General features: G+C 72.1%; 5 protein-coding genes. 3 read left to right on the top strand and 2 right to left on the bottom strand.

All coding sequences use genetic code 11. The features are described 5' to 3' along the window. Positions 1-160 precede the first annotated feature (160 nt). Positions 161-1,081, bottom strand: a complete 921-nt coding sequence (locus ACWGI8_RS38035; protein WP_453668006.1) for an SDR family oxidoreductase — start codon at positions 1,079-1,081, stop codon at positions 161-163. 221 nt (positions 1,082-1,302) lie between these two features. After that, positions 1,303-2,130 carry a hypothetical protein gene (locus tag ACWGI8_RS38030; RefSeq protein ID WP_453668005.1) on the bottom strand — a complete coding sequence of 276 codons (828 nt, stop codon included), beginning with the start codon at positions 2,128-2,130 and terminating at the stop codon, positions 1,303-1,305. A gap of 197 nt (positions 2,131-2,327) precedes the next feature. On the opposite strand from ACWGI8_RS38030, the gene ACWGI8_RS38025 reads away from it, so the two are divergent. The 3 genes from ACWGI8_RS38025 to ACWGI8_RS38015 are packed head-to-tail and all read left to right on the top strand — an operon-like array spanning position 2,328 to position 5,559. Further along, on the top strand, positions 2,328-3,296 hold the full coding sequence (locus ACWGI8_RS38025; RefSeq protein ID WP_453668004.1) for an NADPH:quinone oxidoreductase family protein: 969 nt from the start codon (positions 2,328-2,330) through the stop codon (positions 3,294-3,296). Next, on the top strand, positions 3,293-4,480 hold the full coding sequence (locus ACWGI8_RS38020; protein WP_453668003.1) for an acyl-CoA dehydrogenase family protein: 1,188 nt from the start codon (positions 3,293-3,295) through the stop codon (positions 4,478-4,480). The genes ACWGI8_RS38025 and ACWGI8_RS38020 overlap by 4 nt, the downstream gene beginning before the upstream one ends. Next, entirely contained in the window at positions 4,477-5,559 is a 1,083-nt protein-coding gene (locus ACWGI8_RS38015) for an acyl-CoA dehydrogenase family protein (RefSeq protein WP_453668002.1), read from the top strand. The genes ACWGI8_RS38020 and ACWGI8_RS38015 overlap by 4 nt, the downstream gene beginning before the upstream one ends. The last annotated feature ends 153 nt before the right edge of the window (positions 5,560-5,712 follow it).

The following is a 5,712-nucleotide window of genomic DNA, read 5'->3' as shown; positions in this document are numbered from 1 at the left end:
GCCCTGAGCGCGGCCCTCACCCTCACCTCCGAGGACGCCCGCGAGGGCTACGCCGCCAGAGCGGCCCGCCGGCCGCCCTCCTTCGACGGCCGCTGACCGGCACCGTGCCGCGGGCACACGATGATGCGGCGCGCGGAGACGCCGCGCGAGATGCGGCGCCTCACCCTTCGAACGGCCCGCGCCCCAGCTGCTCCCGCACCGGAACCACCGGCGGATTCACCAGACCCCTGCGCTGCCAGTTCGCGCCGTCCACCACCAGCGTGTGCCCGGTGATGAACCGGGCGTAGGGGGAGGCCAGAAAGGTCGCCGCCCAGCCCAGTTCGCGCGGCAGCCCCACCCGCAGCGCGGGCTGGCGGGCCGCGCCCTGTGGCGCCCCGTCGAGAGTGCCGCGAATGGCAGCAGTCATGTCCTCGTGCGGAATCAGGCCCGGCACCAGCCCGTTGACCTGGATGCCGTACGGGCCCCACTCGACGGCGAGCGTCTCCACAAGCGACTTCACCCCGGCCTTCGCTGCGGCCGAGTGGACATGGCCGGGGCCGCCCGTCCACGCGTACGACGCCCCGACATTGATCACCGAGCCCGGTGTCCCCGCCGCCAGATGGTGCCGGGCGATCTCCCGTGTCATGAACCAGGTGCCGTTCAGTGTGATGTCCACGACAGCCCGCCAGGCGTTCGGGGACAACTCCTCCGCCGGGGAGGGGAAGTTGGCGGCCGCGTTGTTCACCAGCACGCCGGGGGTGCCCGTGCCGGCGGCCGCCGTGCCGAAGACCTCGGCGATCCGCTCCGGGTCCCTGATGTCGCAGACGGCGACCGTCACCCGCCCGCCGAACGGGCTCAGCTCCGTGCGCGCCGCCTCCAGGCGCTCGGCGTTCCGGGACACGATCACCAGATCCGCGCCGAGCCGGGCGAACTCCTCGGCGATCGCCCTGCCGAGCCCCGATCCGCCCCCGGTGACCAGGACCGTCGTCCCGTCGTACGTCCCCGCGGGCAGCGCGCTCGCGCCGCGCGGCGGAGGGCCGGGCAGGCCGGGAAGCCCGCGGGGCCGGGACAGGGCGGGCTGCGTGACGCCGTCATCCGTCATGGCCGCATCGATACCGGCTGCCCGCGCAAACCTCCATGCCCGTGCGCCGATCGGCGGCTGCTCCTCGGTGGGAAGCCTGGTCCCGTGCAGACCGAGCGGTACCCGCACGGGGATGAGTTCGGGGCCGACTCCCTCGGCCCCGGCGCGACCATCGATTCCAGGCTGTCCCACAGTGCCCGCCCCGCCTTCTCCTCGGACGCACTCGGTCCGGTCGGTGCCGGTCACCCGAGGTCGCGGCGACGTCCCTCGTCCGGCTCGTCACCCGACGTGAACGCACGCACGAGCAGCACTCCGGCGACGATCAGGGCGATGCCCAGCCAGGTCGGTCCGGCGTCGAAGGACAGCACGACGATGCCCACCGGCACGAGATAGCCGGCCAGCGGGACGAGCAGCGCACCCACCGAGGTCGGGCTGCCGGAAGCCGGAGCGCCGCCTGCGGCCCGCTCGCGTACGACGTCCGGATACCAGTCGGTGAAGCGCAGTGCGACGATGATTGCCCCGATCTGGATGATCCAGCCCGTCCAGATGTTGCCGGAGTTGCGGAGCACGATGTCGCCGTAGGCGCCCGCGATCGCCGCCACCAGGAACGCGAGGCCCCACACGCCCGTGATCACGTAGTTGGTGTGCATGAACGTGGATGTGTTCCAGTACTCGCGGGGCACCCGCTCGCGCGCGTACTGCACGGTGAAGGGCACCCGGATGGCCATGGAGCCGAGGGCGATGACGGTCAGCGCGACGTTGGAGACCTCGCCGGCGTACGTCCCCAGCCACCGGAGCGTGCCCGGTGAGGCCATCAGTCCGATGACGGCGAGGGCCGCGAAGAAGACCACGTCCGCGACTTCGAGGATCTTCAGTGAGCTGTGCGGGTGCCGCAGCCGGCCGAGGATCACGAGGACGACGGCGACGGCGAGGGCGATGACGACGGAGAACTCGAACCGGCCGGGGCCGACCAGGACCGAGAACAGGATCCACGGGAGCATTCCCGTGATCGGGTTGTCGAGGAAGCCGGCGAGGCGACGCCCCAGCGCGGTGTCAGCCACGGAGTTCATGACCACGCCCTCCCGGTGGCGGCCTACTGTCCAGCCTGCCCGCCGGGGTGTCGTCGCGCGACGTGCGGCCGCTCGGCGCGGCGGGCCGGTGAGGACACGGCCGAAGACTGGCCGGGCCGACTGTTCCCAGGAGGGCAAGCGACCGCTTAGTATGCGCTGGAGCAGTGGTACGCCCTACACATCGCGGAGGCCCCGAAATGCAGGCATGGCGAGTGCACCGGAACGGCGAGCCGGGCGAGGTGATGCGTCTCGAAGAGGTCGACCGGCCGGAGCCCGGCGAGGGGCAGCTCCTGCTGAAGGTGCGCGCCGCGAACATCAACTTCCCCGACGCGCTCCTCTGCCGCGGCCAGTACCAGGTGACGCCGCCGCTGCCGTTCACCCCCGGCGTCGAGATCTGCGGGGAGACCGAGGACGGCCGCCGCGTCATCGCCACTCCCGCACTGCCGTACGGCGGTCTCGCCGAGTACGTCCTGGCCGACGCCGCCGCCGTACTGCCCGCGCCCGAGGCCCTCGACGACGCGGAGGCCGCCGCCCTGCACATCGGCTACCAGACCGCCGTCTTCGGACTCCACCGCCGGGCCGGGCTCCAGGAGGGCGAGACCCTGCTGGTCCACGCCGCCGCGGGCGGTGTCGGCAGCGCCGCCGTACAGATCGGCAAGGCCACCGGTGCGACCGTCATCGGCGTCGTGGGCGGCCCGGAGAAGGCCGCCGTGGCGCGCGAGCTGGGCTGCGACGTGGTCATCGACCGGCGCAGCGACGACATCGTCGCCGCCGTGAAAGAGGCCACCGGCGGGCGCGGTGCCGACGTCGTCTTCGACCCCGTGGGCGGGGACGCATACGCCAAGTCCGCCAAGTGCGTGGCCTTCGAGGGCCGCATCGTGATCGTGGGATTCGCGAGCGGCACCATCCCCAGCCCCGCGCTCAACCACGCGCTGGTGAAGAACTACTCGATCGTCGGCCTGCACTGGGGCCTCTACAACTACAAGGACCCGCAGTCGGTCCTGCGCTGCCATGAGACGCTCACCGACTATGCAGCCAAGGGCCTGATCAAGCCACTGATCAGCGAGCGGGTCGCGTTCAAGGACGCCGCGGACGCCGTCCAGCGCGTCGCGGACGGCACCACGACCGGCCGGCTCGTCGTCCTCCCGGAAGGAGCCGCCGCATGACCGACGCCGCCGAACTGCGCCAGCTCACACGCACGTTGCTCGCCGAGTATCCGCCCGCCACCACCGCCCGCACCGACTTCCTGCGTGCACGCTTCGACGCCGGGCTCGCCTGGGTGCACTACCCCGTGGGCCTGGGCGGACTCGACGCCCCCCGCTCGCTCCAGGCCGTCGTCGACGCCGAACTGGAGGCCGCGGGCGCACCCGACAACGACCCGCGCCGGATCGGCATCGGCCTCGGCATGGCCGCGCCCACGATCCTCGCCTACGGCACCGAGGAGCAGAAGCAGCGCTTCCTGCGGCCGCTCTGGGTCGGCGAGGAGGTGTGGTGCCAGCTCTTCAGTGAGCCCGGTGCGGGCTCCGACCTGGCAGCTCTCGGCACCCGCGCGGTACGGGACGGCGTCGACGGCGACTGGCTCGTCACCGGCCAGAAGGTGTGGACGTCCAGCGCGCACCTCGCCCGGTGGGCCATCCTCATCGCCCGTACCGACCCGGACGCTCCCAAGCACCGCGGCATCACCTACTTCCTCTGTGACATGACCGACCCCGGCGTCGAGGTCAGGCCGCTGCGCCAGATCACCGGCGAGGCCGAGTTCAACGAAGTCTTCCTGACCGATGTGCGCATCCCCGACGCGCGCCGCCTCGGCGCTGTCGGCGACGGCTGGAAGGTCGCCCAGACCACCCTCATGAACGAGCGCGTCTCCATCGGCGGAATGCGCCTGCCGCGCGAGGGCGGAATGATCGGTCCCGTCGCGCAGACCTGGCGCGACCGACCCGAGCTGCGCACCCACGATCTGCACCAGCGCCTCCTCACCCTCTGGGTGGAGGCCGAGGTCGCCCGGCTCACCGGCGAACGGCTGCGTCAGCAGCTCGTCGCGGGCCAGCCCGGACCCGAGGGCTCCGGGATGAAGCTCGCCTTCGCCCGCCTCAACCAGGAGATCAGCGGTCTCGAGGTCGAACTCCGCGGCCAAGAAGGTCTGTTGTACGACGACTGGACCATGCGCCGCCCCGAGCTCGTCGACTTCACCGGACGGGACGCCGGGTACCGCTACCTGCGCTCCAAGGGCAATTCCATCGAGGGCGGCACGAGCGAAGTACTGCTCAACATCGTCGCCGAACGGGTGCTCGGACTGCCCGCCGAGCCGCGCAACGACAAGGACGTCGCCTGGAAGGACCTCGCGCGATGAGCACACAGCCCGACCTTCTCTACTCCGAGGCCGAGGACGACCTGAGGGCCGCCGTACGCTCGCTGCTCACCGACCGCGCCGACACCACGGGCCTGCTCGCCCGCATCGAGACCGGGAGCCCCGGCGATCCCGCGCTGTGGAGGTCCCTCGCCGCGGACATGGGTGCCGCGGGGCTCCTCGTACCCGAGAAGCTCGGCGGCCAGGGTGCCACCCACCGTGAGGCCGCGGTGGTGCTGGAGGAGCTCGGCCGGGCCGTCATCCCTGCGCCGTATCTCACCAGCTCCGTCATCGCCACCGAGACGCTTCTCGCCCTCGACAGTGAGGCGGAGGAGGTCACCGGGCTGCTCGGCGACCTGGCCGCCGGCCGTACCGTCGCGGTCCTCACGCTCCCGCTCTCCGCCGCCCCCGGCGCACAGCTGCCCGAAGGGACGGTCACCGGTGTGGCGGACGCCGCGATCGCCGACGTCCTGCTCGTGGTGCGGCCGGACGGTCTCTACGCGGTGGAGCGCGGCGAAGCGGCCGTCGCGCCGCAGACCGCGCTCGATCTGACCCGTCCGCTCGCCTCCGTCACAGCCGGGGAGACGGCCGGTACCCGGCTCGCCGACGCGGAGACAGCCCGGACCGCCGTGCACCGCGGGCTGCTCGCCGGGGCCGGGCTGCTCGCCTCGGAGCAGCTGGGGCTCGCCGAGTGGTGTCTGGAGGAAACGGTCCGGTACACGCGCGAGCGGCACCAGTTCAACCGGCCCGTCGGCTCGTTCCAGGCGTTGAAGCACCGGATGGCGCAGCTGTGGCTGGAGGTCGTGAACGCCCGTGCAGCCGCCCGTAACGCGGCGGACGCGCTCGCCACGGGAAGCGCCGAGGCGCCGCTCGCGGTCTCCGTCGCGCAGGCCTACTGCTCCCGGGTCGCGGTGCACGCCGCCGAGGAGTGCGTCCAGCTGCACGCCGGCATCGGTATGACCTGGGAACACCCCGCGCACCTCTATCTGAAGCGTGCCAAGGCGGACGAGATCGCACTCGGAACGCCGGGCCGCCACAAGGAGTTGCTGGCGGACCTGGTCTCGCTGCCCGCCCCCCGATGACCCGGTAGGTCCTGTCCGGGCGATCTTCGAGGAACAGGTCGCGGCGTCAGATGCGGTACATCGCAAGGCGGTGGGGGCACCTCCCAGCGGTAGCTGGGGGAGATCGCCCTCGTACTGGGCGTACTTGGGCGACTCCGACAACGCAGCGAGGTG

Source organism: Streptomyces sp. NPDC054841, from assembly GCF_053611045.1.
The sequence above is the reverse complement of the archived record's forward strand: the minus strand, read 5'-3'. Positions and strand labels throughout refer to the sequence as shown.